The sequence below is a fragment of the Mycobacterium sp. E342 genome, from assembly GCF_001667665.1.
Classification (GTDB): domain Bacteria; phylum Actinomycetota; class Actinomycetes; order Mycobacteriales; family Mycobacteriaceae; genus Mycobacterium.
Map to the genome: position 1 here is coordinate 82,858 of NZ_LZJM01000125.1, position 21,388 is coordinate 104,245.

A 21,388-nucleotide genomic window follows, 5' to 3' on the forward strand; every position below is an offset into this window, starting at 1 on the left:
AAAACCTGAAAAGAGGAGGAGAAATGACATCAGGATTGACCGCCACGCTGCACACCTCGTTCGAGGACGCGGTGAATCGGACGACGGAAGCCCTCGCCGAGCAGGGCTTCGGCGTGCTGACCACCATCGACGTCAAGGCCACGCTGAAGAAGAAGCTCGGTGAGGACATGGAGGATTACCTCATCCTCGGTGCCTGCAACCCGGTGTTGGCGCATCGTGCGCTCGGGATTCACCGTCAGATCGGCCAGTTACTGCCATGCAACGTCGTGGTGCGAACCGACCCCGACAGCCCGGGCGATGCGGTTCTCGTCGAGGCGATGGATCCCCAGTTGATGGTCAAGGTGACCGGCGAGCAGGGGGCCCTGCAGGACGTCGCGGACCAGGCCACCGCCAAACTGCAGGCCGCGATCGGGGCGCTCAAGCAGCCGTCTCCGACGCCCTGACGCCGGTCCTTCGGGGGGCGGGCCGGACCGTGACACCGCGGGCTGCGGGGCTCGGCGGGCGCCCCGACGAGTCGCTTGTGCACGTCTGAAAGGCGTTGGTGTGTCGGTACTTTCGGGCCTGGTGTTGGCGAAACTGACCGCACCGGCACTCGTGGTGGCGCTTTCACCCATACCCATCGTGGTGTCGTTGGTGCTGCTCGTCCACAACGACCGGCCGTACTCGTCGAGTGTCGCCTACGTGCTGGGCAGGCTGGTGTCGCTGACCGTCCTCGCCGCGGGGTTCATGCAGTTCCCGCGACTTTTCGACGACCTGCTGGGGCCCGTGCCGGCATGGGCCGACTGGGTGGTCATCGGGGCCGGCGTGGTGCTGATGTCATTCGGCACCTGGTTGTGGTGGCGACGCGCCCACCCCACGGGCGGCCCAGGGTGGGAAGGCAGTGTGGGCACGATAACGCCGTCGGCCGCGGCCGCGATCGGGATGTTCCCGATGCTGGCCAACCCCAAGGTGCTGGCCGCGAGCGCGGCCGTTGGAACGGAGATCTCCACCGTGCGAATGACGGCCGTCAGCTCCGTGCTGGCGGTGGGTTACTATGCGGCGCTGGCGAGTTCGACCGTCGCGGCCCCGGTGCTGGCCTACCTTGTCGTCGGTCCACGAATCGACCCGCAGCTGGAGCGGATCAGGCGGTGGATGCAGAGCCAGCGCCGCGGGCTCACGGCCGCGGCCGTCGTGCTGGCCGGCTTTGCCGTGGTGCTGTACGGCCTCTCCTGAGGCCGGCCGGCGGATGCCGCACGGGGGTTCCGGCGTCGGTCAGCCGCGTTGACTGCGTGCTTCGGCGCCCGTCTCCCCGGCATCGAAAGAATCATCCGAACCGGCCGCACCGACGTACGAGCCGTCGCCCTCTCCGGCCGCGGCGCGTGAGCGAGACTCGTGAGCCTCCGGTTCGACGTCGGATTCCGTCTTGTGGCCCTTCGGATCTGCCATGTGCTTCCTTTCGATGCGGCTCCCAATCCCTGACGGGTTCCCCAGCCACGCACCGCCAAACCCGCACGCCCACCGTAACGACTGCCTGGATCGGTGTGGGTGTGATGACCGCGGTGGCGACGGTGGGTACGGCAATGTCGGCAAGCCGTTTTTCCTAGCCGGGACCACCCCCGCGCTGCTCGGGCAAACGGGGTGGGCCGGATGGTGGAGCGGCACCGCGGCGGCGCTATGGTTACCACCCGGAGTCAAGGAGGAACGTCAATGCGCACCTTCGAATCAGTGGCCGAGCTCGCCGCCGCCACCGGCGAGACGATCGGGCACAGCGACTGGGTGACGATCACCCAGCAAGACGTCAACCTGTTCGCCGACGCGACGGGCGATCACCAATGGATCCACGTGGACCCCGAACGCGCGGCCACGGGTCCGTTCGGTGGAACGATCGCCCACGGATTCATGACCCTGGCGCTGCTGCCCCGCCTGCAGCACCAGATCTACACCGTCAACGGCATCAGGCTCGCAATCAACTACGGCCTCAACAAGGTTCGCTTTCCCGCGCCGGTACCGGTCGGCTCGAGGGTGCGCGCGCAGACATCACTGGTCAGCGTCGACGACGTCGGCAACGGCGCTGTGCAGGCGACCATGTCGACGACTGTCGAGATCGAAGGCTCGACCAAGCCGGCCTGTGTGGCCGAGAGCATCGTCCGCTACATCACCTGACCTCGGCCGGGGGTCGGGCCTCAGAACTCCGCGACGGAATGCTCGAGCCGCTCGGCCAGGCGTGCCTGTGCCTCCGCGCGCCGGGTGGGGATGTGTGCGGACGGGAATGGTGTTGTCACGGGCTGGTATTCGCGCAAGGTGCGGCGGGCCACCGTCATCTTGTGCAGTTCGGTGGCGCCGTCGGCTATCCCCAGCGACTCGGCGGCCACCATCATCTTGACGAACGGCATCTCGTCGGAGACGCCGAGCGCGCCGTGCAGGTGCATGGCCCGCTGCACGACGTCGTGCAGCACCTGGGGCATGGCGACCTTGACCGCCGCGATGTCGCGGCGCACCTTCTGGTAGTCGTGGTGCTTGTCGATCAGCCACGCGGTGCGCAGCACCAGCAGCCGGAACTGTTCGATCTGGATCCAGCTGTCGGCGATCTTCTCCTGGGTCATCTGGAAGTCCGACAACCGCCCGTGCCGCGTCTTGCGGGACACGGCGCGCTCGCACATCATGTCGAACGCGCTGCGCGCCAAGGCGATTGTGCGCATCGCGTGGTGGATCCGGCCACCGCCGAGCCGGGTCTGCGCGATCATGAACGCCTGGCCCTCGCCGCCCAGCACGTGGTCGGCCGGGACGCGGACGTCGGTGTAGCGCACATAGCCGTGACTCGCGCGCTTCGACGACTCGGCTCCCACGCCCACGTTGCGGACGATCTCGATGCCCGGCGTCTCGGCCGGAACGATGAACAGGGACATCTTGTCGTAGGTGCGCGACTCGGGATTGGTCACGGCCATCACGATGAAGAACGAGGCGTGCTTGGCGTTGGTGGAGAACCACTTCTCGCCGTTGATCACCCAGTCATCGCCGTCCCGCGTCGCGGCGGTGACGAATTGTCCGGGATCGGAACCGCCCTGCGGTTCGGTCATCGAATAGCACGAGGTGATCTGGCCGTCGAGCAGCGGTTGCAGGTAGCGGGCCTTCTGTTCGTCGGTGCCGAACATGGCCAGTATCTCGGCGTTGCCCGAATCCGGCGCCTGGCAGCCGAACACCGACGGCGCCCAGCGGGAACGGCCGAGGATCTCGTTGAGCAGCGCGAGCTTGACCTGACCGAAGCCCTGGCCGCCGAGCTCGGGGCGCAGGTGCGCGGCCCACAACCCCTGGTCCTTCACCTGCTGCTGCAAGGGCCGCAGTATCGCCATCATCTCGGCGTTCTTCTTGTCGTACGGGTCGAGGGCGACCAGGTCGAGCGGCTCGAGTTCGTCGACCATGAACTTCTCGACCCAGTCGAGCTTCGCCTGATATTCCGGATCCGTTTCGAAATCCCACACGGTGGCCACCCGTTCCCCGGCGCAGCGTCGCACCGGCTTCGTCGATGAAGGCCACCCCATCGTAGATGGCGGCGGCGGCGGATCAGCCGTCGCCGCGGGTGTCGATGACGCGCTGGGCGATGTCGACGAGCTTGACCTGACTCTCCTGAGACAGCCTGCGCAGCAGGTCGAACGCGCGCAGTTCGTCGACGCCGTAGCGCTCCATGATGATGCCCTTGGCCTGGCCGATGCGGTCCCGCGTCGACAGGGCCGACTGCATCTGCTGCCCGTGTCGCCCGGCAATGATCGCCGACGCGGCATGCGCGGCCAAGACCGCCCCGATGGTCTCGGCTTCGCTGTCCCAGGGGTCGGCCCGGAAGCTGAACAGGTTCAGCGCGCCGGCCGTGCGCTCAGCGGTGTACAGCTTGAACGAGAGACTGCTCAGCACACCGCGCTCCACGGCCGCCGGCGCGTATTGGGGCCAGCGTGGTTCGTCGCGGAGGTCGTCGGTCCGCACGATCGTCTGTTTCAGGGCGGCGTCGTGGCAGGGGCCCTGGCCGAAGTCGTGCTGCAACTTGTCCAGCTGCGCGACCAAGCTGTCGGTGTCCGCGACCGATTCGAAATCCCCGCCGCCCTTGATCAGCAGCACCCCGGCGATGTCCGCCGCGGGTATCAGCTCCACCGCGGCGGTGGTCACGTCGGCGAGAACGTGGTCCAGCGAACGCGGCGCGGCGATGTCGCGGGCAAGTTCGGCCATGCGCACGGCCAGTTGGTGGGTCGACGCCGGGTCTGCAGACTCCATGAAACCGGATTCTCCACGATCGCCCGGGCGCATAACTGTCCGGTGCCGATCATCGGTTGCTGCGGTTGCGAATACCGGCGGCTGGCCGCCACCGCCGGGACGGATACCCGGGCCCGCGGCCTTGAAACCGGCCGACGCGTCTTCAGCCCGCGGCGGTGATGTTCGCCTGTGCCCGGCCGCGGTGCCAGATGGCTTGCGGCGGTGTGGATATCGGGAACACGGTACGTCCGCGGGCGCTCAATGCAACCTCGGCAACACGTTGGTGCGGTAGAACTCGATCGCCGTGAGCGGATTCCCTTGGGGGAAATGGAGAAACGGCACGGCGCCGGCGTCGATGATCGCTTGCACCGCCTTGATGTGCGGCGCGGGGTCGGTGCCGACGGTCCAGTTGGCCAGCACCTTGTCGAGGGGATTGACCTGTGCGGCGCGCTGGATTTCTTCCGGGTTGGGCTGGTCGACCGCGCCGGCGGTGAAGCGCCACAGACCGGCGGCGGCGGTTGCCTCGGCGTTGTCGCCGACGACCGCGAACAACTCGGCGCGCTTGCCGAGGCCGCCGGGGTCACGGCCTGCGGCGCGCGCGCCGGCGTCGAATGCGGCCAGCAGCGTGGGATTCGTGACATCCCGGGCCTGGCCGATCCAGCCGTCACCGTATTGGCCGGCCATTGTGGCGCTCTTGGGGCCGCTGGCGGCAACGAAGATCGGCGGCGGCGCCGAAGGCGTGTCATAGAGCTTCAACGAATTCGTCTGAAAGTAGCGCCCGGCGAACGAGGTTCGTGATCCGCTCCACAACTGGCGGATCAGGGTGATCGCCTCGACCAGCCGGTCGTGGCGCTCGGTGTACTTGCCGAACGCGTTGGTGGTCGCCTGTTCGTTGAGCCGTTCCCCGGTTCCGACCCCCAAAAAGACCCGTCCGGGATACAGGACCGCCAGCGAGGCGAAGGCGTGTGCGACGACTGCCGGGTGATACCGGTAGGTGGGGCAGGTGACCCCGGTGCCGAAGGAGATGCGGCTGGTGGCGTTGCCCACCAGCGCCAGGGTCAGCCAGGGGAACATCGAGTGCCCCTCGTTGTCCTGCCACGGCTGGATATGGTCGCTGGCCCAGACATGCGCAAAGCCGGCCTGTTCGGCCGCCTGGGCCTGCGTCACCAGTTGGTCGGTGCGGAACTGCTCGTGGGAAAGCACCACACCCACCGCCTTGGCCGCCGGCGGGGGTGGAGCCGTGGGCGCGGCGTGGTCGGCGGTCGGCCGCCCGCAGCCGGCGGAGAGTCCGGCCGTGCCGAGCATGCCCGTACCCGCGGCCATCCGTCCGAAGGTGCGACGCGAGACGCCGGTCACCGGACTAACGTACCCAACGCTGCGCCGCTCACACCCCTGATGCGGCGGTCGGTCACCCGCTAGCCTGACTCGGGTGAGTCCCCAGACACGCCCGGCGCGCAAGGCCGATCTCCGTGAGCTGTCGCGCACGCTGGGTCGGGCCTTCTACGACGATCCCGTGACCACCTGGCTGCTGCCCGATCCCAGGGCGCGGGCCACGCACCTGCACCGGTTGTTCGCGACGATGACACGGCATCACCACCTGAAGTGCGGCGGCGTCGAGGTGGCCTGTGACGGCCCGGGCATCGGCGCGGCGGCGCTGTGGGATCCGCCCAACCAGTGGCGGGAGACGCGCATGGGTGAAATCGCGATGATCCCGACTTTTCTGCGGGTGTTCGGCCTGCGTTCGGGCAAGGCGCGCGGCCTGCAGGAACTGATGAAGCGCACGCATCCCGAAGAGCCGCACTGGTATCTCGCCGTGATCGGGAGCGACCCGTCGGTCCGCGGGCGGGGCTTCGGTCAGGCGCTGATGCGGTCGCGGCTGGACCGCTGCGACGCCGAGTACTGTCCCGCCTATCTCGAGTCGAGCAAGCCCGAAAACGTGCCTTACTACGAACGTTTCGGTTTCACGGTGACCCGCGAGATCGTCGTGCCCGACGGTGGCCCGACCATGTGGGCGATGTGGCGGACGCCGCGCTAGCGGTCACCGGCGTTTAGCCCCCCTACCCGGCGGGCAACCGTTCCCGCATGAGCGAAAACCCGCAAGCCGACGAGCTGGTGGACCCGGCCGACTTCCCCGAGGAGGGCGGACCCGGTGACACCCTGAACGCGAGCGAAGGCAGCGACTCCGACGAGGTCCACAACGACGACGGCGACATCGTCGTCGACCCGCCCGAGGGCTGGAGCGAAGCGAACCGGTTCGGCATGACCGCACGGGAAGCGCGCGAGGGTGAGTCCCTGGATGCCCGGCTCGCCGAAGAGGAGCCCGACGTCTCAGCCGACGGCGCGTCGGGGGCGACCCCCGACGGCCCGCCCGGACGCGCGCATCGGGGCCAGATCGACGGGGCGCCCGAGGACGGCCAGTCGCTCTACGAGGTCGTCGACGAGAACGCGGCGCCGGACTTCACGCAGGCCACGGAGTGAGGCAACCAGTGTTCGACTGTTCACTCCCGGTGGGGCGCACGGACGGCCGCTAGGGGCTGCTCTTCCAACCGGCGATGCCGATCGCGATCATCCGCAGCTGCTTGACGGCGATCCGCCGGATGTCTTCCAGAGCCTCGGTGCTCTGCGCGTCCTCGATGGCCTCCGCGATGACGATCATCGCGTTGACGAACAGGGTCGCCAGCACGTTGAGGTCCTCGGTGCTCCACTCGTGCAACCGCGGAAAACGCGCCAGGTCGGTCGCCAGCTCGGACGTGATCAACCGGATCTCGGTGCGGATGGCATAACGCAGCACGCTCAGCCCGCTGTTGCGTTCGCGTGCGATGAATCGCCAATGTTCCCGCCGCTGCGCGACACTGGCGACCAGGATCTCGACGGACGATTCGATCACCCGATTCGGGTCGAGCTTGCCGGCGCGCGCGTCTCGCAGCGTGTCGCGCAGGCTCCGGAACGACTCGTCGATCAGGACCAGCCCAAGGGCCTCCATCGACTCGAAGTGACGGTAGAACGCCGCCGGGACGATCCCGACCTCACGGGTCACCTCACGCAGGCTCAGGCTGGAGAAGCTGCGGTCCTGAAGCAGCTTGAGCGCCGCGGCGATGATGGCGCGACGGGTCGCCTCCTTGCGCTCCTCGCGCGACCGGCTTTCGCGCATGCGCTCGCGACCAGAACCGCGCACCCGTGAGGTAGGAGTACGGCTGTTCACTATGTGAACCCTACCACAGAGCGGCAGTAAACCCTTGACTGACCGGGTAGTACCGCCCCACGGTGTACATATGTTCACTCAAACCGCTCAGACTTCTGGTCGGGCCCTCGCTCGCACGTTTCGGAAGCGCGTCTTGGGTTCAGACCTTCTCGACCTGCTCACCGGCCCCCACGGCGTCGACCGGTACACGGAGCTGGTGGCGCCGACCTGGACGCTGGGCGAGGCCCGCGCCAAGGTGATCGACGTCCGTCGCAGCACGGCCCGCAGCGTCACGCTCATCCTCGCCCCGAACGAGCGCTTCACGTCCGCCTGGACCGTCCAGGCCGGCCAGTACGTCAACCTCACCGTCGAGATCGACGGGCGCCGGCACACGCGCTGCTACTCCCCGGCCAACGCCGAGGGCGCGAGCAGGCTGGAGCTGACGATCGGCCGGCACGACGGCGGCCTGGTCTCGGCCTACCTGTACGAGCACGCCCACCGCGGCATGGTGGTCGGGCTGGCGGGTGTCGGCGGCGACTTCACATTGCCGAAGGACAGGCCGCGCCGGATCCTCTTCGTTTCCGGCGGAAGCGGCATCACGCCGGTGATGGCGATGCTGCGCACCCTGGTCGCCGAGGGCCACGCGGGTGAGATCGCGTTCGTCCATTACGCCCGCACCGCGGCCGAAGCGTGCTACCGCGACGAGCTCGCCACCCTGCCCGGCGTCCGCGTGCTGCACTGCTACACCCGATCGGGCGGCGGCGACCTTGCCGGCCGGTTCGGCGCCGCACATCTGGCCGCCGCGATGCCGTCCCCGGACGCGGTGTTCGTCTGCGGGCCGGCGCCTTTGGTCGACGCCGTCCGCAAGCACTGCGACAACGTCCGCACCGAGAGCTTCGTCCCGCCGTCGTTCGAGGCGCCGGCGGATCCCTCGGGCGGGCGGGTCAGCTTCTCCGACAGCGGGGTCGATGTCGTCGACGACGGACGCTCGCTGCTGGAGCAGGCGGAGTCGGCGGGCCTGGCACCGGAAAACGGCTGCCGGATGGGCATCTGCCACACCTGCACCCGGCGGAAAACCGCGGGGACGGTGCGCAATCTGATCACCGGCGCGGTCTCGACCGGTCCGGACGAGGACGTGCAGATCTGCGTCTCCGTGCCGGTCGGCGACGTGGACCTGTCGCTCTAGCGCCACCAACTTTCTTGGAGGAAAAGCCATGACACAGAACAAGATCACCCTCACCCCCGAGCAGGCCGACGCATTCGGCCGCGAGCTGGACGCCATCAGGGAGCGCGTGATGGCCGACCTGGGCGCGCAGGACGCCGACTACATCCGCCGCGTCATCAAGGCGCAGCGCGCGCTGGAAGTCGGCGGCCGTGCGTTGCTGTTCCTTCCGCCCGCCTGGCTGCTGGGAACGACGATGCTCGGATTGTCGAAGATCCTCGACAACATGGAGATCGGCCACAACATCATGCACGGCCAATACGACTGGATGCGTGACCCGAACATCTCCGGCCGCTCCTTCGAATGGGACACGGCATGCCCGGCCGATCAGTGGCGCCACTCGCACAACTACATGCACCACACCCACACCAACATCGTGGGAATGGACCGCGACATCGGTTACGGCATCCTGCGAATGAGCGAAGACCAGCCCTGGGGGCCGTACTTCCTGGGCAACCCCCTCTACGCCTTCCTGCTGATGGTGCTGTTCCAGTACGGCGTCGCGCTGCACGAACTGGAGACCGAGCGCATCCGCTCCGGCGAGATCGAGCTCGCCGACAAACGCGAGGTGCTGCGCGCGATCTGGCGCAAGACGCGCCGGCAGACCCTCAAGGACTACGTGGCCTTCCCGTTGCTGGCCGGCCCGTTCGCGCCCTTCGTCTTCGCGGGGAATCTCTCGGCGAACCTGATGCGCAACGTGTGGTCGTACATGATCATCTTCTGCGGCCACTTCCCCGACGGCACCCAGGAATTCACCGTCGAGGAGACCAAGGACGAGTCCCGCGGCATGTGGTACTTCCGCCAGGTGCTCGGCTCGGCGAACCTCACCGGCGGCAAGCTCTTTCACCTGCTCTCCGGCAACCTGTCCCACCAGATCGAGCACCACCTGTTCCCGGACATGCCGGCGCGCCGCTATGCCGAGATCGCGCCCGAGGTGCAAGCGATCTGCGAGCGGTACGGCATCCCCTACAACCGCGGTCCGCTGCTGCGCCAGTTCGGCACCGTCGTCCGCAAGATCGTCCGGCTGACCTTCCCGGACTCGGTGTTGCGCAAGGTGACGAACGACCGGTCGGCCGACCCGGCGCCCGCCGCCGCCTGACGGCGGCCCATTGTCCCCGCGCCCAAGGTCTTGCGCGCGGGGGACAATGGGTGGCGTGGAATGGACCGGCGCACGCTACGCGGACAAACCGACGGTGGAGGCATCGACGTGGATCGACGCGGACCCCGCCCGCGTGTGGAGCCTGGTTTCCGACATCAAGCTGATGCCGACGCTGAGCAATGAGCTGCAAGCCGTGGACTGGGCCGAGGGTGCCGACGCCCCGCGCGTGGGCGCCCGCTTCATCGGGCACAACGAACACGAGGCCTTCGGGCGGTGGAGCGCCACCTCGCAGATCGTCGCGTGCGACGAGCCGAGCGAATTCGCTTGGGCCGTAGGCGATCCCAACAAACCTGCGGCGATGTGGCGGTTCCGGCTGGCCCCCCGCGACGGCGGCACGGCGCTGAGCTACTGGATGCAGATGGGCCCAGGGCGTTCGGGGCTGTCGGTGGCCATCGAAGCGATGCCCGACAAGGAGCAGAAGATCGTGTTCGTGCGGATGCGCGAGTTCGAGGCCGCGATGGGCAAGACACTCGCGGCGATCAAGAGGCTGGCCGAGCACGGGGTGCGCTGATGCGCACCGCGACGACGGTCGAGTTGTCCACCGCCGGTCGTGACACCGCGACCTTCGTCGTCGAGGCGGAGAAGCTGGGCCTCGACGTGTGCTGGGTGGCCGAGGCCTGGGGCTCCGACGCGCCGTCGGCGCTGGGCTACCTGGCGGCGCGAACCGAGCGGATGCTGCTCGGGTCGGGCGTTCTGCAGGTCGGCGTTCGCTCGCCGGTCATGGTCGCCCAGACGGCGATCACCCTGTCCAACATGTCGGCCGGGCGTTTCCTGCTCGGCCTGGGCGCCTCCGGCCCGCAGGTGATCGAGGGCCTGCACGGCGTCTCGTTCGGCCGGCCCGTGGCCCGCGTCACCGAAACCGTCGAGATCGTGCGGCAGGTGTTCAGCGGAGGAAAAATCTCGTACTCCGGCAAGCAATTTCACATTCCGCTGCCCGGCGGTGAGGGCGTGCCGATGCGATTGTCGACCCGGCCCGAGCATCCCATCCCCATCTACCTGGCCGCGCTGTCACCGGCCATGCTGCGGTTGACCGGGCGGGTCGCCGACGGCTGGCTGGGCACCAGCTTCGTCCCGGAGGGCGCGGGTGACGCCTACTTCTCGCACCTGGACGCCGGATTGGCCGTCGCCGGCCGCACGCGCGCCGACGTGGACATCTGCCAGGGCGCCGAGGTTGCCTTCGCAAACGATGAGGACGAACTGCGCGCGATGGTGTCCGGCCGCAAGAAGGAGTTGGCCTTCAGCCTCGGCGGGATGGGGTCGTCGAGCACGAACTACTACAACCGGGCCTACACCCGGCAGGGCTGGGCCGAGATCGCCGCCGAGGTCCGCGAGCGCTGGCAGCGGGGCGATCGCGACGGCGCGGCCGCGCTGATCACCGACGAGATGGTGTTGGCCACGACGCTGATCGGCACCGAGGAGATGGTGCGCGCCCGGCTTGCGGTGTGGCGGGACGCCGGCGTGAACACGGTGCGGCTGTATCCGGCCGGCGACACGCTGGAGGCGAAGCTGCGCACGCTCGGCCGGGCCATCGAGTTGACCGCCGCGGTCTAGGACACCTCCGTCGGCGCATCGGCAACCCTGACCAGCTCGACCTGCGGCCGCGCCGGCACCCCGTCGGCCAGGAACCAGCGGAAGGCGAGGTTGCCCCGCGGGTAGCCCAGCGTGGTAAGCGAATTCGGGTGAGCGGTCCGTGCGCGGGACAGCACGATGGTCATCGAGCCGTCGCTGTTGAGCGCGGCGCTGTGGCCGTTGATCGAGCAGCGGACATCGGGACCCTCGGCGGCGCCGAAGGTGGCCATGAACTGGTTCCACACCACCAGGTTCCAGAACCGGCAGGCGGGCGGCCGGTGTGTGATCACCAGCGCTTCGTCGTCGTCGAGCACGAAGCTGCCGTACGCGTAGCAGGCGTCGCGCGCCGACCACCCGAAGTTGGCGTCGGGGACTTGATACGGGTCGGCGAATTCGTTTGCGGCGTTTGCAGTTTCGTGCCCCAGAGCGTGCGTCTCGTCGACGCGCGTCCCGACCGCCAGCGGCACGATCGCGAACATGGTGCGCAACCAGGTGGAGACCGCGCGCAGGCTCGCCGCGGTCTCGGCGTCGCCGTGCCGGATGGGGTCCGGTTCCTCGAGCGCCTCGATCCGCCACGTGACGGGGCGCCCGGTCAGCGGGTCGGCCTGGTAGTCGCGGGTCATCAGCACGGCGGCGTCCGGCGTGGGGCCGACTTCGAAGGAGAAGTTGCCGTCGGCGTCGATATCCAGATCGCTGTCACGGACGATCGCGACCACCCGGTCGGACCACGCGCCCGGCGACGGCTCGTTGTAGGCGGTCACCGAAAAGTACACGCTGTCACCCTTGTTGCCGCTGATGCGATAGCGGCGCTGCGGATCGACGGGGCAGATGTGGTAGTAGGCGTCGGTGTTGTCGCCGCCCCAGCGCCGGTCGCGGCGGAACGGCGTGTTCACGGCGACGAACTGGGGCCGGCCCGGCTCGGTGAACAGGTAGGCGTCGAAGGCCACGCCGAGCGTGCTGGCGAGCATCCGGTAGCCGTCCGCGACGTGCCGGTCGTCGGTGACCGCCCGGTCGCCGTCGATAAAAGACCGGTCCAGGGCGCCCAGGGTGCCCAGCAGCTCCTGCCACGCGGCCGTCGTTTCGTGCGTCATGCGCGGATTCCCTTCAGGAGCAACGTGGTAGTGCGATCGACCCACGTATCGTCAAGTTCGGCGACGCGGGTGAGCAGGCCCATGAGCGTGATGCCGGCGATGGCCTCGGTCAGTTCGGCGGCGCTCACGTCGGGCCGGACCTCGCCGCGGCCCGCGGCCCGCTCGAGTAACTCGGCGAGACCCCCGCCGATGATGCCGGCGAACCGCTCCAGCAGCGCCGAGTGCAGGCTCGGGTCCGCGGCCATCTCGCCCACCAGCCCGGGCAGGGCCGACCGGGCGGCCGGTGTCGTCAGGAAAGCCATTGAGCGACGGACCATTTCGCGCAAGTCCTCGGGCAACGTTCCGGTATCGGGCAGCTCGGTGGCCGCGCCGATCGGAAACACCGCCTCGTGCACGAGGTGCGCCTTGCTCGGCCAGCGCCGGTAGATGGCGGGCTTGCTGGTGCCGGCGCGTTCGGCGATCGCGGACACCAACAGCCCGGCGTAGCCGGTCTCGGCGAGCAGTTCCACGGTGGCGCTCAGCACCGCGCCGTCGATGCGTGGGTCACGGGGGCGGCCAAAATCCACTACCATTACGAAACCGAGAGTAACATAAGTCGTCGTGACCGACGCCGTTCTCCTCGACGACCTCGCCCGGCCCCGCTTCAGCCCCGAGGCCCAACAACTCCTCGACATGATGGCCTCGCTGGCGCCGGACTGCCCGCTGGACGCCGACGCGCTGCACGCCCGGGCCGCCGCCGACACCGGCCTGGACGACTTCGGCCCGTTGGACTATCGAGCGCGACTCGATGCCTACCTCGCCGCGCTGCGCGACATCGACGGGCTGCACGGGGCCGGGGTCGTGAACTTCTTCGGGCAGCTGCTGCAACTGCTCAAGAACCGGCTGCTGTTGACCGACCTGTTGCGGCGGCATCCCGAGATCGACGACATCGAGCTGCAGCCGCCGGTGGTGATCGCCGGGCTGCCGCGCACCGGCACCACCCACCTGCACAACCTGCTGGCCGTCCCACCGACCTTCCGCACCATGCCGTATTGGGAAAGCGTCGAACCGTTCCCGCTGCCGGCCGAGGCCGGGATCGAGCCGGACCCGCGGCGGGCGCGCATGGACGTCGCGGTCGGGGTGATCAACACCGTGATGCCCCACTTCCCGCTGATGCACGAGATGACCACCGAGCACGTACACGAAGAGATCCAGCTGCTCGCCAACGACTTTTCGACCATGCTCTTCGAGACGCTGGCACACGCGCCGCGCTGGCGTGACTACTACCAGGCCCACGACCAGACGCCGCACTACGAATACCTCGCCCGGCAACTCAAGGCCATGCAGTTCTTGCGGGGCGGGCGGCGCTGGCTGCTCAAATCACCCCAGCATCTCGAGCAGGTGCCGGTGCTCGATCACGTCTTCCCCGGCAGCATCGTCGTGTTCACGCACCGCGACCCGGTGCCGGTGGCGCTGTCGATGATCGCGATGATCACCTACTCCGCGCGCATGCACCGAACGCCCGTGCCGGTGCAGGAGATCGCGGCCTCGTGGATCGATCGCCTGGACGACATGCTCTCCGCGCTCGTCCGCGACCGGGACACCATCGGCCCGGACCGCTCGATCGACATCCGTTTCGACGACTTCATGGCCGACGAGCTCGGTGTGGCCGAACGGGTGTACGCCCTGGCCGGCGAGCCGTTCACCGCCGAGGCCCGAACCGCGATCGACGACTACCTGGCCGGCCATCGCCGCGGCCGGCTGGGCAACGTCGCGACGTCCTGCGAGATGTTCGGGTTGGACGAGGCCGACCTGCGCGCCCGCTTCGCGCCCTATGTCGAGCGGTTTCTGGCCTAACCCGCGGCGGCCCGCTAGCTTCTTTTGGCATGGTGACCATGCCCGCGCTGGACGGTGTCGAACACAGGTATCTGGATCTGGGAAGCGGGGTGACGATCCACGTCGCGGACGCGGGTCCGGCCGACGGGCCGGCGGTGATGCTGGTGCACGGCTTCCCCCAGAACTGGTGGGAATGGCACAAGCTGATCGGCCCGCTCGCCGCCGACGGCTACCGGGTGCTGTGCCCCGATCTGCGCGGGGCCGGGTGGAGTTCGGCGCCGCGTTCGAGCTACACCAAGGCCGAGATGGCCGACGATCTGGCGGCCGTCCTGGACCGGTTGAACGTGAAGACGGTCAAGCTCGTCGCGCACGACTGGGGCGGGCCGGTGGCCTTCATCATGATGCTGCGCCACCCGGAAAAGGTGACCGGCTTCTTCGGGGTGAACACCGTCGCGCCCTGGGTCAAGCGGGGGCTGTCGACGGTCCGCAACGTCTGGCGGTTCTGGTACCAGATCCCGATTTCGTTGCCGGTCATCGGCCCGCGGGTGATCAGCACTCCCAACTCACGATTCGTCCGCCTGCTGGGGTCCTGGGTCGGCGGAGGTTTCACGCTGCCCGACGACGACGTCGCCATGTACCTCGAGTGCATGCGCCAGCCCGGCCATGCCGAAGCCGGTTCGCGGTGGTACCGCAGCTTCCAGACCGGCGAGATGCTGCGCTGGATGCGCGGCGAGTACGACGACGCCCGCGTCGAGGTACCCGTTCGCTGGCTGACCGGCACCGAAGACCCGGTCATCACGCCCGACCTGACCGACGGATATGCCGACCACATCAGCGATTTCAAGGTGGAGCTGGTCGACGGCGTCGGCCACTGGATCGTCGACCAGCGCCCGGAGCTGGTGCTCGACCGGGTCAGGGGTTTCCTGCGCGGCGAAGGTTGAGCGTCCGCGCGCTCAGGGCCGCACCAGGATCCGGATGGGGTCGCCCTCCTGCCGCTCGAGCATCTCGATGCCGTGCGCCACGTCTTCCAGGGCGACGATCCGGCTGATCGACCGTGAAAGGTCAAGGCGCCCGGCCGAAACCAGCTTCGCCAGGGTTTCGATGTCGACGTTCTGATAGCCCAGGTGGCCCAGCACCTGCTTGCGGGTCAGACCGAACAGTGAGGTCGGTCCCACGGTCGGCGCCTCGGCGCTCATCCCGACGCCCACCAGCCGCCCGCCCGGGGTGAGGCAATCCAGGGCCTGCTCGAACGTCGCCTTCAGGCCGACGGCGTCGAAGGCCACGTCCAGTAGGCGGCCGCCGGTGACGTCCGCGATCTTGTCCCGCAGCCCGTCTTCGCGGGAGTCGAACGCGTAGTCCGCGCCGACTGCCAGGGCCCGCTCCAACACGGCGGGGTTGATGTCGACGGCGACGATCGGGACGGCGCCCACCAACCTTGCGAGCTGGACGATGTGCGTGCCGAGGCCGCCGACGCCCCAGACGCCGACCGACTCGCCGACCGCCACCTTGCCCGTGCGGACGACGGCGCCGAACGGCGTGGACACCGCGTCGGCCAGGATCGCGGCCTGCTCCAGCGGCACGTTGTCGGGCACCCGGGTCAGGCCCGCCGCCTGCGCCACCGTGTATTCGGCCCACGCCCCGTCGTAGGCGAAGGCCATCAACTGGATACGCAGGCAATTGACCACGTCGCCGCGCCGGCAGTTCGCGCAGCGTTGGCAGGGCCGGCCGGCGGCGACCACGACGCGGTCGCCCTCGGCCCAGCCGGTCACCTCCGGGCCGAGTTTGGCGATGGTGCCCGAGGCTTCGTGCCCCTGGGTCACCACGGGCTGTTGGGCCGGGAAGGTGCCGTTGATGAGGCTCAGGTCGGAGTGGCAGATGCCGCAGAAGGCGACCTTGACCAGGACCTCACCGGGGCCGGGCTCGGGTATGGGAACGTCTTCGAGCGCAACCCTTTTGGTGTCGGCGTAGAAGCGCTCGGCGCGCATCGTCGTTGCCATGGGCTAGTCGACGCCGATGGTGACTTCCGTGGACTTGATGAACACGGTCGCCGGTTGGCCGACCTTGAGTCCGAGATCGGTCGCGGCGTCCTTGGTCACCGAAGACGTGACGACCTGATCGCCGCCGTCGAGCTTGACCTTCACGATCGCCATCACGGTGCCGAGGTCAACCTCGGTGATCGTCCCTTTGAGCTGGTTTCGGGTGGACAGCCGCATCGTGAGTCCTCCGTCTGGTCGAGGGGTCTGCGAGTGACTCTAGTGTCGCGGGCCGAGCAGGGCTATGGAGGCGTCGACGGCCGGCTCGACGATTCCCCGCACCGGGTTGCCGTCTTCGACGGCGAGGGCGGTCAATTCGCGCAGACCGCCCAGCAGGATGACGGCCAACGGGGCGGTCAGCGGGGGCAGCTCCGCCCGCTGGAAGCCGGGGCTGGCGCTGAGGTCGATCAGCAGGCTGGACAGCAGCCGCAGCCCGCGCCGCTGCACCGGGCGGGCGGCGGCGCCGAGCGACGGGAGTTCCCGGATCCAGCTCAGCGTGATGGCCGGCCGCGACTCGATGTGGCCGACGTACGCCTCGACCGCCTGACGAATCTGGTGATGCCAGTCGGCCTCGGGGTCGACCGCCGCCGCGATGCACTCGCCCAGCTTCTCGACGTCGGAACCCAGCAGCTCCAGGAAGCACTCCTCCTTGCTCGCGAACTGGTCGTAGAAGGTGCGCTTGGAGGTCCGCGCGTGACGGACGACGTCGGCGACGGTGCTGGCCCGGTAGCCGCGCTCGACGATCGAGGTGGCCAGGCCGTCGAGCAACCGGACCCGGAACGGGTCGCCCAGAACCGCGACCGTTGCCGTCGTCGGTGATGTCACGGCCGGCGCCCCCTTTCGATGGGTACGGCACCCTTGTCAGGCTGTGGTACCACAGAGTACCGTATCCCCGAAAGGTCTGGTACACCGCGGTACCACCCCCGGTGCCCCGGGGCGAACAGGGGGAGCAGCCCACCATGAGTGAAGTCGTCGCCGCCCCGCCGGCCACTGCCGCCGTCAGGTTGCCCCCGGCCACTCGGTTGCCGAAGTTGTTGCAGGGCCTGGGTTTTGCGGTGTCGCGGCGGGGGATGATTCAGCGGCTGGCGCGCCGGTACGGCGCCGTCTTCACGCTGAACCTGCCGATCTACGGCCCGGTCGTGGTGGTCGCCGACCCGCAATTGGCCAAGCAGATCTTCACCACCAGCCCGGACGAACTCGGCAACATCCAGCCCAACCTGAGCCGGTTGTTCGGTTCCGGCTCCGTGTTCGCGCTCGACGGGGAGGACCATCGCCGCCGGCGCCGGCTGCTGGCGCCGCCGTTCCACGGCAAGAGCATGAAGAAGTACGAGGCGATCATCGAGGAAGAGACGCTGCGGGAGACCGCGGGCTGGCCGGAGGGCGAGGCGTTCGCGACGCTGCCGTCGATGATGCGTATCACCCTGAATGCCATCCTGCGGGCCGTGTTCGGGGCCGAGGGCGCCGAACTCGACGAGCTGCGCCGGCTCATCCCGCCGTGGGTCACGCTGGGTTCGCGAATGGCCACCATGCCCAAGCCGAAACGCAGTTACGGCCGCTACACCCCGTGGGGACGGCTCGACGAATGGCGGCGCCAGTACGACATCGTCATCGACAGGCTGATCGAAGCCGAGCGGGCCGACCCGAACTTCGAGGAACGCACCGATGTGCTCGCCCTGATGCTGCGCAGCACCTACGACGACGGTTCGGTCATGTCGCGCAAGGACATCGGCGACGAACTTCTCACGCTGCTGGCCGCCGGTCACGAGACCACGGCCTCCACGCTGGCCTGGGCGTTCGAGCGGCTGACGCGCCACCCCGATGTGCTGGCGGCACTGGTCGAGGAGGCCGACGGCAACGATCAGGAGTTGCGTCAGGCGACCATCCTGGAAGTGCAGCGGGCCCGCACGGTCATCGATTTCGCCGCCCGGCGCGTCTACCCGCCGCGCTATCAGCTCGGGGAGTGGGTTATTCCGCGCGGCGAATCCCTGCTGGTGAGCATCGCGCAAATCCACGAAAACCCCGACGTGTTCCCGAATCCGGAGCGCTTCGATCCGCAGCGGTACATCGGGACCAAGCCGTCCGCCTTCGCGTGGATTCCGTTCGGCGGTGGCACCCGTCGCTGTGTGGGCGCCGCGTTCGCCAACATGGAGATGGATGTCGTGCTGCGAACGGTGTTGCGGCACTTCACCATCGAGACGACGGCGGCGCCGGGGGAGCGCTGGCACGGCCGTGGTGTCGCCTACACGCCCAAGGACGGCGGCCGGGTCGTGGCACACCGGCGCTGAGCGGCGCTCCGCCTACTGGTCCGCGGTGGCCCGGCGCGGGAGTTTCCAGCCCGGGCGGATGTAGTGGCAGGTGTACCCACTCGGGTAGCGCTGCAGGTAATCCTGATGCTCGGGCTCGGCCTCCCAGAAGTCGCCGGCCGGGCTGACCTCGGTCACGACCTTGCCGGGCCACAGCCCGGAGGCTTCGACGTCGGCGATGGTGTCCAACGCGATGCGCTTCTGCTCCTCATCCAGGTAGAAGATGGCCGACCGGTAGCTGGGGCCGCGGTCGTTGCCCTGGCGGTCCTTCGTTGTCGGATCGTGGATCTGGAAGAAGAACTCCAGCATCGTGCGGTAGTCGGTGACCGCCGGGTCGAAGACGATCTCGATCGCCTCGGCGTGGGTGCCGTGATTGCGGTAGGTGGCATTCGGGACGTCGCCGCCGGTGTAACCGACCCGGGTGGAGACCACGCCCGGCTGCTTTCGGACGAGTTCTTGCATGCCCCAGAAACACCCGCCGGCAAGTATCGCTTTTTGGGTTGACATTGCTCGTCCTCCTTAACCGGCCCCAATGCCGCCCAGGCTACACTCCGCCGATGAGCAGCAACGGTGCCGCAAAGTGACCACTCGTTCGTTCTCCCGCAGCGAACTGGCCGCCGCCTTCGAGAAATTCGAGGAAACGGTCGCCCGGGCCGCCGAGACACGCGAGTGGGACGCCTGGGTCGAGCAGTACACGCCGGACGTCGAGTACGTCGAGCACGCCGCCGGCACCATGCGGGGCCGCGACGAGGTGCGCGAGTGGATCAAACAAACGATGACGACCTTTCCGGGCAGCCACATGGTCGCGTTCCCCACGTTGTGGTCGGTCATCGACGAGTCGACCGCGCGGGTCATCCTCGAACTCGACAACCCCATGCGCGACCCGGGCGACGGCAGCATCATCAGCGCAACCAACATCACGATCATCACCTATGCCGGCGACGGCCAGTGGAGCCGTGAAGAAGACATCTACAACCCGCTGCGCTTCCTGCGCGCCGGGATGAAGTGGTGCCGCAAGGCCCAGGCTCTGGGCACGCTCGACGACGATGCCGCGCGGTGGATGCAGCAAAACGGAGGGTCTCAGTGAGCACCAAACCCAAACTCGTTATAGGCGCCAACGGCTTCCTGGGTTCGCACGTGACCCGGCAACTCGTGGCCGACGGTCACCCGGTGCGGGCCATGGTGCGCCCGAACGCCAACACCCGCTCCATCGACGACCTCGAGCTGGCCCGGTTTCAGGGCGACGTTTTCGACGACGCCACCCTGCGCGAGGCGATGGACGGCGTCGACGACGTCTATTACTGCGTCGTCGACACCCGCGCGTGGTTGCGCGATCCGGCTCCGCTGTTTCGCACCAACGTCGACGGCCTGCGCAACGTCCTCGATGTCGCCGTCGACCAACCCGACCTGCGCCGGTTCATCTTCACCAGCACCTACGCGACCGTGGGCCGGCGCCATGGGCATGTGGCGACCGAAGAGGACGTGATCAGCCCGCGGGGGTTGACGCCCTATGTCCGGTCCAGGGTGCAGGCGGAGAACCTGGTGATGCGGTACGTGGCCGACGCCGGCCTGCCCGCTGTCGCGATGTGCGTGTCGACGACCTACGGCAGCGGTGACTGGGGCGGCACGCCGCACGGAGCCTTCATCGCCGGCGCCGTCTTCGGGAAGCTGCCCTTCGGAATGAACGGCATTCAGCTGGAAGTCGTCGGCGTCGACGACGCCGCGCGGGCCATGATCCTGGCCGCCGAGCGCGGCCGGATCGGTGAGCGATACCTGGTCTCCGAGCGGATGATCGCGCTGAACGACGTGGTGCGGATCGCGGCCGACGAGGCCGGGGTGCCGCCGCCGCAACGCTCGATCTCGGTCCCGATGCTCTACGCCCTGGCGGCGGCGGGCACCCTCAAGGCACGGCTCACCGGAAAAGACTCCGAACTCAGCCTGGCCTCGGTGCGCATGATGCGCGCCGAATCCGACGTCGACAGCAGCAAGGCGAAGCGCGAATTGGGTTGGCAGCCACGCCCGGTCGAGGAGTCGATCCGCGAGGCCGCCCGGTTCTGGGCGGCGATGCGGACCCCGCGGAAGAACGCTCCGGCCGCGCAGTCCGAATAGGCCCGGCCGGTGGACCCCATACACGTCGATCTCCACGGGCCGCCACAGACGATGCTGGCGACGCTCTACGCCAAGGCGCTCGACGCTGACCTGCCGAACCCGATCCTGGGCGACCGTTATGCCAAGGAGGTCGTCGAGCGGATCGATTACGACTGGACGCAGACCACCATCACCGCGCGCAGATCAGCGTCGGTGACGACCCGCACCGCGCACTTCGACATCTGGGCTCGCCAATTCCTCGACGCGCATCCGAGCGCCGTTGTCCTGCATGTGGGCTGCGGACTCGATGGCCGATACTTCAGGCTCCAGCCGGGCCCGCTGGTGGAGTGGTACGACATCGACTACCCCGACGTCGCCGAACTGCGCACCACCGCGTTGATCCACTGCGTTTTGATACCCGTCCGGTTGAAAGCGTCGAATTGCAGCTCGCCGTGTTCGAAGTGGTCAACGATCCGTTGCAGCAGCGCTGTGCCGTTCTGTTCGGATAGATACATGGTCAGCCCTTCGGCGATCATCAGCGCAGGCCGGTCGTTGGGTATCTCCGCGAGCCAGGCCGGATCGGTAACCGACGCGGCGACGACGTGGCAGTGCGGGGCAGCGGGGTAGAGCCGGGTGCGCAGTTCGGCGACGTCGGGGTAGTCGATGTCGTACCACTCCACCAGCGGGCCCGGCTGGAGCCTGAAGTCGT

General features: G+C 68.4%; 26 protein-coding genes and 1 pseudogene. 15 read left to right on the plus strand and 12 right to left on the minus strand.

Features of this window, described 5'->3' with window-relative positions:
- Positions 1-23: 23 nt before the first annotated feature.
- On the plus strand, positions 24-443 hold the full coding sequence (locus A5692_RS08125) for a DUF302 domain-containing protein (protein ID WP_068054430.1): 420 nt from the start codon (positions 24-26) through the stop codon (positions 441-443).
- Positions 444-543: 100 nt separating this feature from the next.
- Positions 544-1,212 (plus strand): GAP family protein, encoded by a 669-nt coding sequence (locus tag A5692_RS08130; RefSeq protein WP_068054433.1) that lies wholly within the window; start codon positions 544-546, stop codon positions 1,210-1,212.
- Positions 1,213-1,251: 39 nt separating this feature from the next.
- On the opposite strand, the gene A5692_RS29420 is transcribed toward A5692_RS08130, so the two are convergent.
- A complete protein-coding gene (locus tag A5692_RS29420; protein WP_197514392.1) occupies positions 1,252-1,425 on the minus strand; it encodes a hypothetical protein in 174 nt (57 codons plus the stop codon).
- 261 nt (positions 1,426-1,686) lie between these two features.
- Here A5692_RS29420 and A5692_RS08135 point away from each other — a divergent pair, with 261 nt between their 5' ends.
- Positions 1,687-2,142, plus strand: a complete 456-nt coding sequence (locus A5692_RS08135; RefSeq protein WP_068054436.1) for a MaoC family dehydratase — start codon at positions 1,687-1,689, stop codon at positions 2,140-2,142.
- A 20-nt stretch (positions 2,143-2,162) separates the two neighbouring features.
- Here A5692_RS08135 and A5692_RS08140 read toward each other — a convergent pair whose 3' ends face one another.
- From A5692_RS08140 to A5692_RS08150, 3 genes are all read right to left on the minus strand, one after another.
- Positions 2,163-3,458, minus strand: coding sequence for an acyl-CoA dehydrogenase family protein (locus tag A5692_RS08140; RefSeq protein WP_068054517.1), 1,296 nt, complete (start codon positions 3,456-3,458; stop codon positions 2,163-2,165).
- A gap of 82 nt (positions 3,459-3,540) precedes the next feature.
- Positions 3,541-4,239 carry a GAF and ANTAR domain-containing protein gene (locus tag A5692_RS08145; protein WP_068054521.1) on the minus strand — a complete coding sequence of 233 codons (699 nt, stop codon included), beginning with the start codon at positions 4,237-4,239 and terminating at the stop codon, positions 3,541-3,543.
- Between the two features lie 237 nt (positions 4,240-4,476).
- On the minus strand, positions 4,477-5,574 hold the full coding sequence (locus tag A5692_RS08150; protein WP_068054439.1) for a F420-dependent hydroxymycolic acid dehydrogenase: 1,098 nt from the start codon (positions 5,572-5,574) through the stop codon (positions 4,477-4,479).
- A gap of 73 nt (positions 5,575-5,647) precedes the next feature.
- Between A5692_RS08150 and A5692_RS08155 the strand changes: the two genes are divergently transcribed.
- Both A5692_RS08155 and A5692_RS08160 read left to right on the plus strand, forming a co-directional pair.
- Positions 5,648-6,253 carry a GNAT family N-acetyltransferase gene (locus tag A5692_RS08155; protein WP_068054442.1) on the plus strand — a complete coding sequence of 202 codons (606 nt, stop codon included), beginning with the start codon at positions 5,648-5,650 and terminating at the stop codon, positions 6,251-6,253.
- A 47-nt stretch (positions 6,254-6,300) separates the two neighbouring features.
- Positions 6,301-6,696 (plus strand): hypothetical protein, encoded by a 396-nt coding sequence (locus A5692_RS08160; protein WP_068054445.1) that lies wholly within the window; start codon positions 6,301-6,303, stop codon positions 6,694-6,696.
- Positions 6,697-6,745: 49 nt separating this feature from the next.
- Here A5692_RS08160 and A5692_RS08165 read toward each other — a convergent pair whose 3' ends face one another.
- Positions 6,746-7,393, minus strand: coding sequence for a TetR family transcriptional regulator (locus tag A5692_RS08165; protein ID WP_197514395.1), 648 nt, complete (start codon positions 7,391-7,393; stop codon positions 6,746-6,748).
- A gap of 97 nt (positions 7,394-7,490) precedes the next feature.
- Between A5692_RS08165 and A5692_RS08170 the strand changes: the two genes are divergently transcribed.
- From A5692_RS08170 to A5692_RS08185, 4 genes are read left to right on the plus strand one after another with little or no spacing between them, the layout of a single operon-like run.
- Positions 7,491-8,585 (plus strand): ferredoxin reductase, encoded by a 1,095-nt coding sequence (locus tag A5692_RS08170; protein WP_068054452.1) that lies wholly within the window; start codon positions 7,491-7,493, stop codon positions 8,583-8,585.
- Positions 8,586-8,613: 28 nt separating this feature from the next.
- Entirely contained in the window at positions 8,614-9,720 is a 1,107-nt protein-coding gene (locus tag A5692_RS08175; RefSeq protein ID WP_068054455.1) for an acyl-CoA desaturase, read from the plus strand.
- A gap of 46 nt (positions 9,721-9,766) precedes the next feature.
- Positions 9,767-10,291 (plus strand): SRPBCC family protein, encoded by a 525-nt coding sequence (locus A5692_RS08180; protein ID WP_197514393.1) that lies wholly within the window; start codon positions 9,767-9,769, stop codon positions 10,289-10,291.
- Positions 10,291-11,331 (plus strand): LLM class flavin-dependent oxidoreductase, encoded by a 1,041-nt coding sequence (locus A5692_RS08185; protein WP_068054459.1) that lies wholly within the window; start codon positions 10,291-10,293, stop codon positions 11,329-11,331. Before A5692_RS08180 ends, A5692_RS08185 begins: the two co-directional genes overlap by 1 nt.
- Here A5692_RS08185 and A5692_RS08190 read toward each other — a convergent pair.
- Together A5692_RS08190 and A5692_RS08195 are read right to left on the minus strand one after the other, a co-directional pair.
- On the minus strand, positions 11,328-12,440 hold the full coding sequence (locus tag A5692_RS08190; RefSeq protein ID WP_068054462.1) for a DUF1214 domain-containing protein: 1,113 nt from the start codon (positions 12,438-12,440) through the stop codon (positions 11,328-11,330). The two genes, A5692_RS08185 and A5692_RS08190, sit on opposite strands and share 4 nt — an antisense overlap.
- Positions 12,437-13,012 carry a TetR/AcrR family transcriptional regulator gene (locus tag A5692_RS08195; protein ID WP_068054465.1) on the minus strand — a complete coding sequence of 192 codons (576 nt, stop codon included), beginning with the start codon at positions 13,010-13,012 and terminating at the stop codon, positions 12,437-12,439. Before A5692_RS08195 ends, A5692_RS08190 begins: the two co-directional genes overlap by 4 nt.
- Positions 13,013-13,040: 28 nt before the next feature.
- Here A5692_RS08195 and A5692_RS08200 point away from each other — a divergent pair, with 28 nt between their 5' ends.
- Positions 13,041-14,276: a sulfotransferase gene (locus tag A5692_RS08200; RefSeq protein ID WP_068054468.1), complete on the plus strand. Its 1,236-nt coding sequence runs from the start codon at positions 13,041-13,043 to the stop codon at positions 14,274-14,276.
- A 29-nt stretch (positions 14,277-14,305) separates the two neighbouring features.
- Complete coding sequence (locus tag A5692_RS08205; RefSeq protein ID WP_068054471.1) at positions 14,306-15,196, plus strand: alpha/beta fold hydrolase; 891 nt, start codon at positions 14,306-14,308, stop codon at positions 15,194-15,196.
- A gap of 12 nt (positions 15,197-15,208) precedes the next feature.
- Here A5692_RS08205 and A5692_RS08210 read toward each other — a convergent pair whose 3' ends face one another.
- From A5692_RS08210 to A5692_RS08220, 3 genes are read right to left on the minus strand one after another with little or no spacing between them, the layout of a single operon-like run.
- Complete coding sequence (locus A5692_RS08210) at positions 15,209-16,252, minus strand: zinc-binding dehydrogenase (protein ID WP_068054474.1); 1,044 nt, start codon at positions 16,250-16,252, stop codon at positions 15,209-15,211.
- A 3-nt stretch (positions 16,253-16,255) separates the two neighbouring features.
- Positions 16,256-16,468: a molybdopterin-binding protein gene (locus tag A5692_RS08215; protein WP_066949331.1), complete on the minus strand. Its 213-nt coding sequence runs from the start codon at positions 16,466-16,468 to the stop codon at positions 16,256-16,258.
- Positions 16,469-16,507: 39 nt separating this feature from the next.
- Positions 16,508-17,113 carry a TetR/AcrR family transcriptional regulator gene (locus A5692_RS08220; RefSeq protein ID WP_068054477.1) on the minus strand — a complete coding sequence of 202 codons (606 nt, stop codon included), beginning with the start codon at positions 17,111-17,113 and terminating at the stop codon, positions 16,508-16,510.
- 134 nt (positions 17,114-17,247) lie between these two features.
- Between A5692_RS08220 and A5692_RS08225 the strand changes: the two genes are divergently transcribed.
- Positions 17,248-18,573 (plus strand): cytochrome P450, encoded by a 1,326-nt coding sequence (locus A5692_RS08225; RefSeq protein ID WP_068054480.1) that lies wholly within the window; start codon positions 17,248-17,250, stop codon positions 18,571-18,573.
- A 12-nt stretch (positions 18,574-18,585) separates the two neighbouring features.
- Here A5692_RS08225 and msrA read toward each other — a convergent pair whose 3' ends face one another.
- On the minus strand, positions 18,586-19,098 hold the full coding sequence (gene msrA / locus A5692_RS08230) for a peptide-methionine (S)-S-oxide reductase MsrA (protein WP_068054482.1): 513 nt from the start codon (positions 19,096-19,098) through the stop codon (positions 18,586-18,588).
- Positions 19,099-19,123: 25 nt separating this feature from the next.
- On the opposite strand from msrA, the gene A5692_RS08235 reads away from it, so the two are divergent.
- From A5692_RS08235 to A5692_RS28125, 3 genes and pseudogenes are all read left to right on the plus strand, one after another.
- Entirely contained in the window at positions 19,124-19,678 is a 555-nt protein-coding gene (locus tag A5692_RS08235; RefSeq protein ID WP_369830278.1) for a nuclear transport factor 2 family protein, read from the plus strand.
- A complete protein-coding gene (locus A5692_RS08240; RefSeq protein WP_068054485.1) occupies positions 19,675-20,700 on the plus strand; it encodes an NAD-dependent epimerase/dehydratase family protein in 1,026 nt (341 codons plus the stop codon). Before A5692_RS08235 ends, A5692_RS08240 begins: the two co-directional genes overlap by 4 nt.
- A gap of 51 nt (positions 20,701-20,751) precedes the next feature.
- A pseudogene (locus tag A5692_RS28125) lies at positions 20,752-21,069 on the plus strand (class I SAM-dependent methyltransferase); the annotation flags it as partial.
- On the opposite strand, the gene A5692_RS08245 reads toward A5692_RS28125, so the two are convergent.
- Positions 21,042-21,388, minus strand: a 347-nt coding sequence (locus tag A5692_RS08245; protein ID WP_197514394.1) for a class I SAM-dependent methyltransferase, incomplete at its 5' end; no start/stop codon positions are given. The pseudogene A5692_RS28125 and the gene A5692_RS08245 overlap by 28 nt on opposite strands.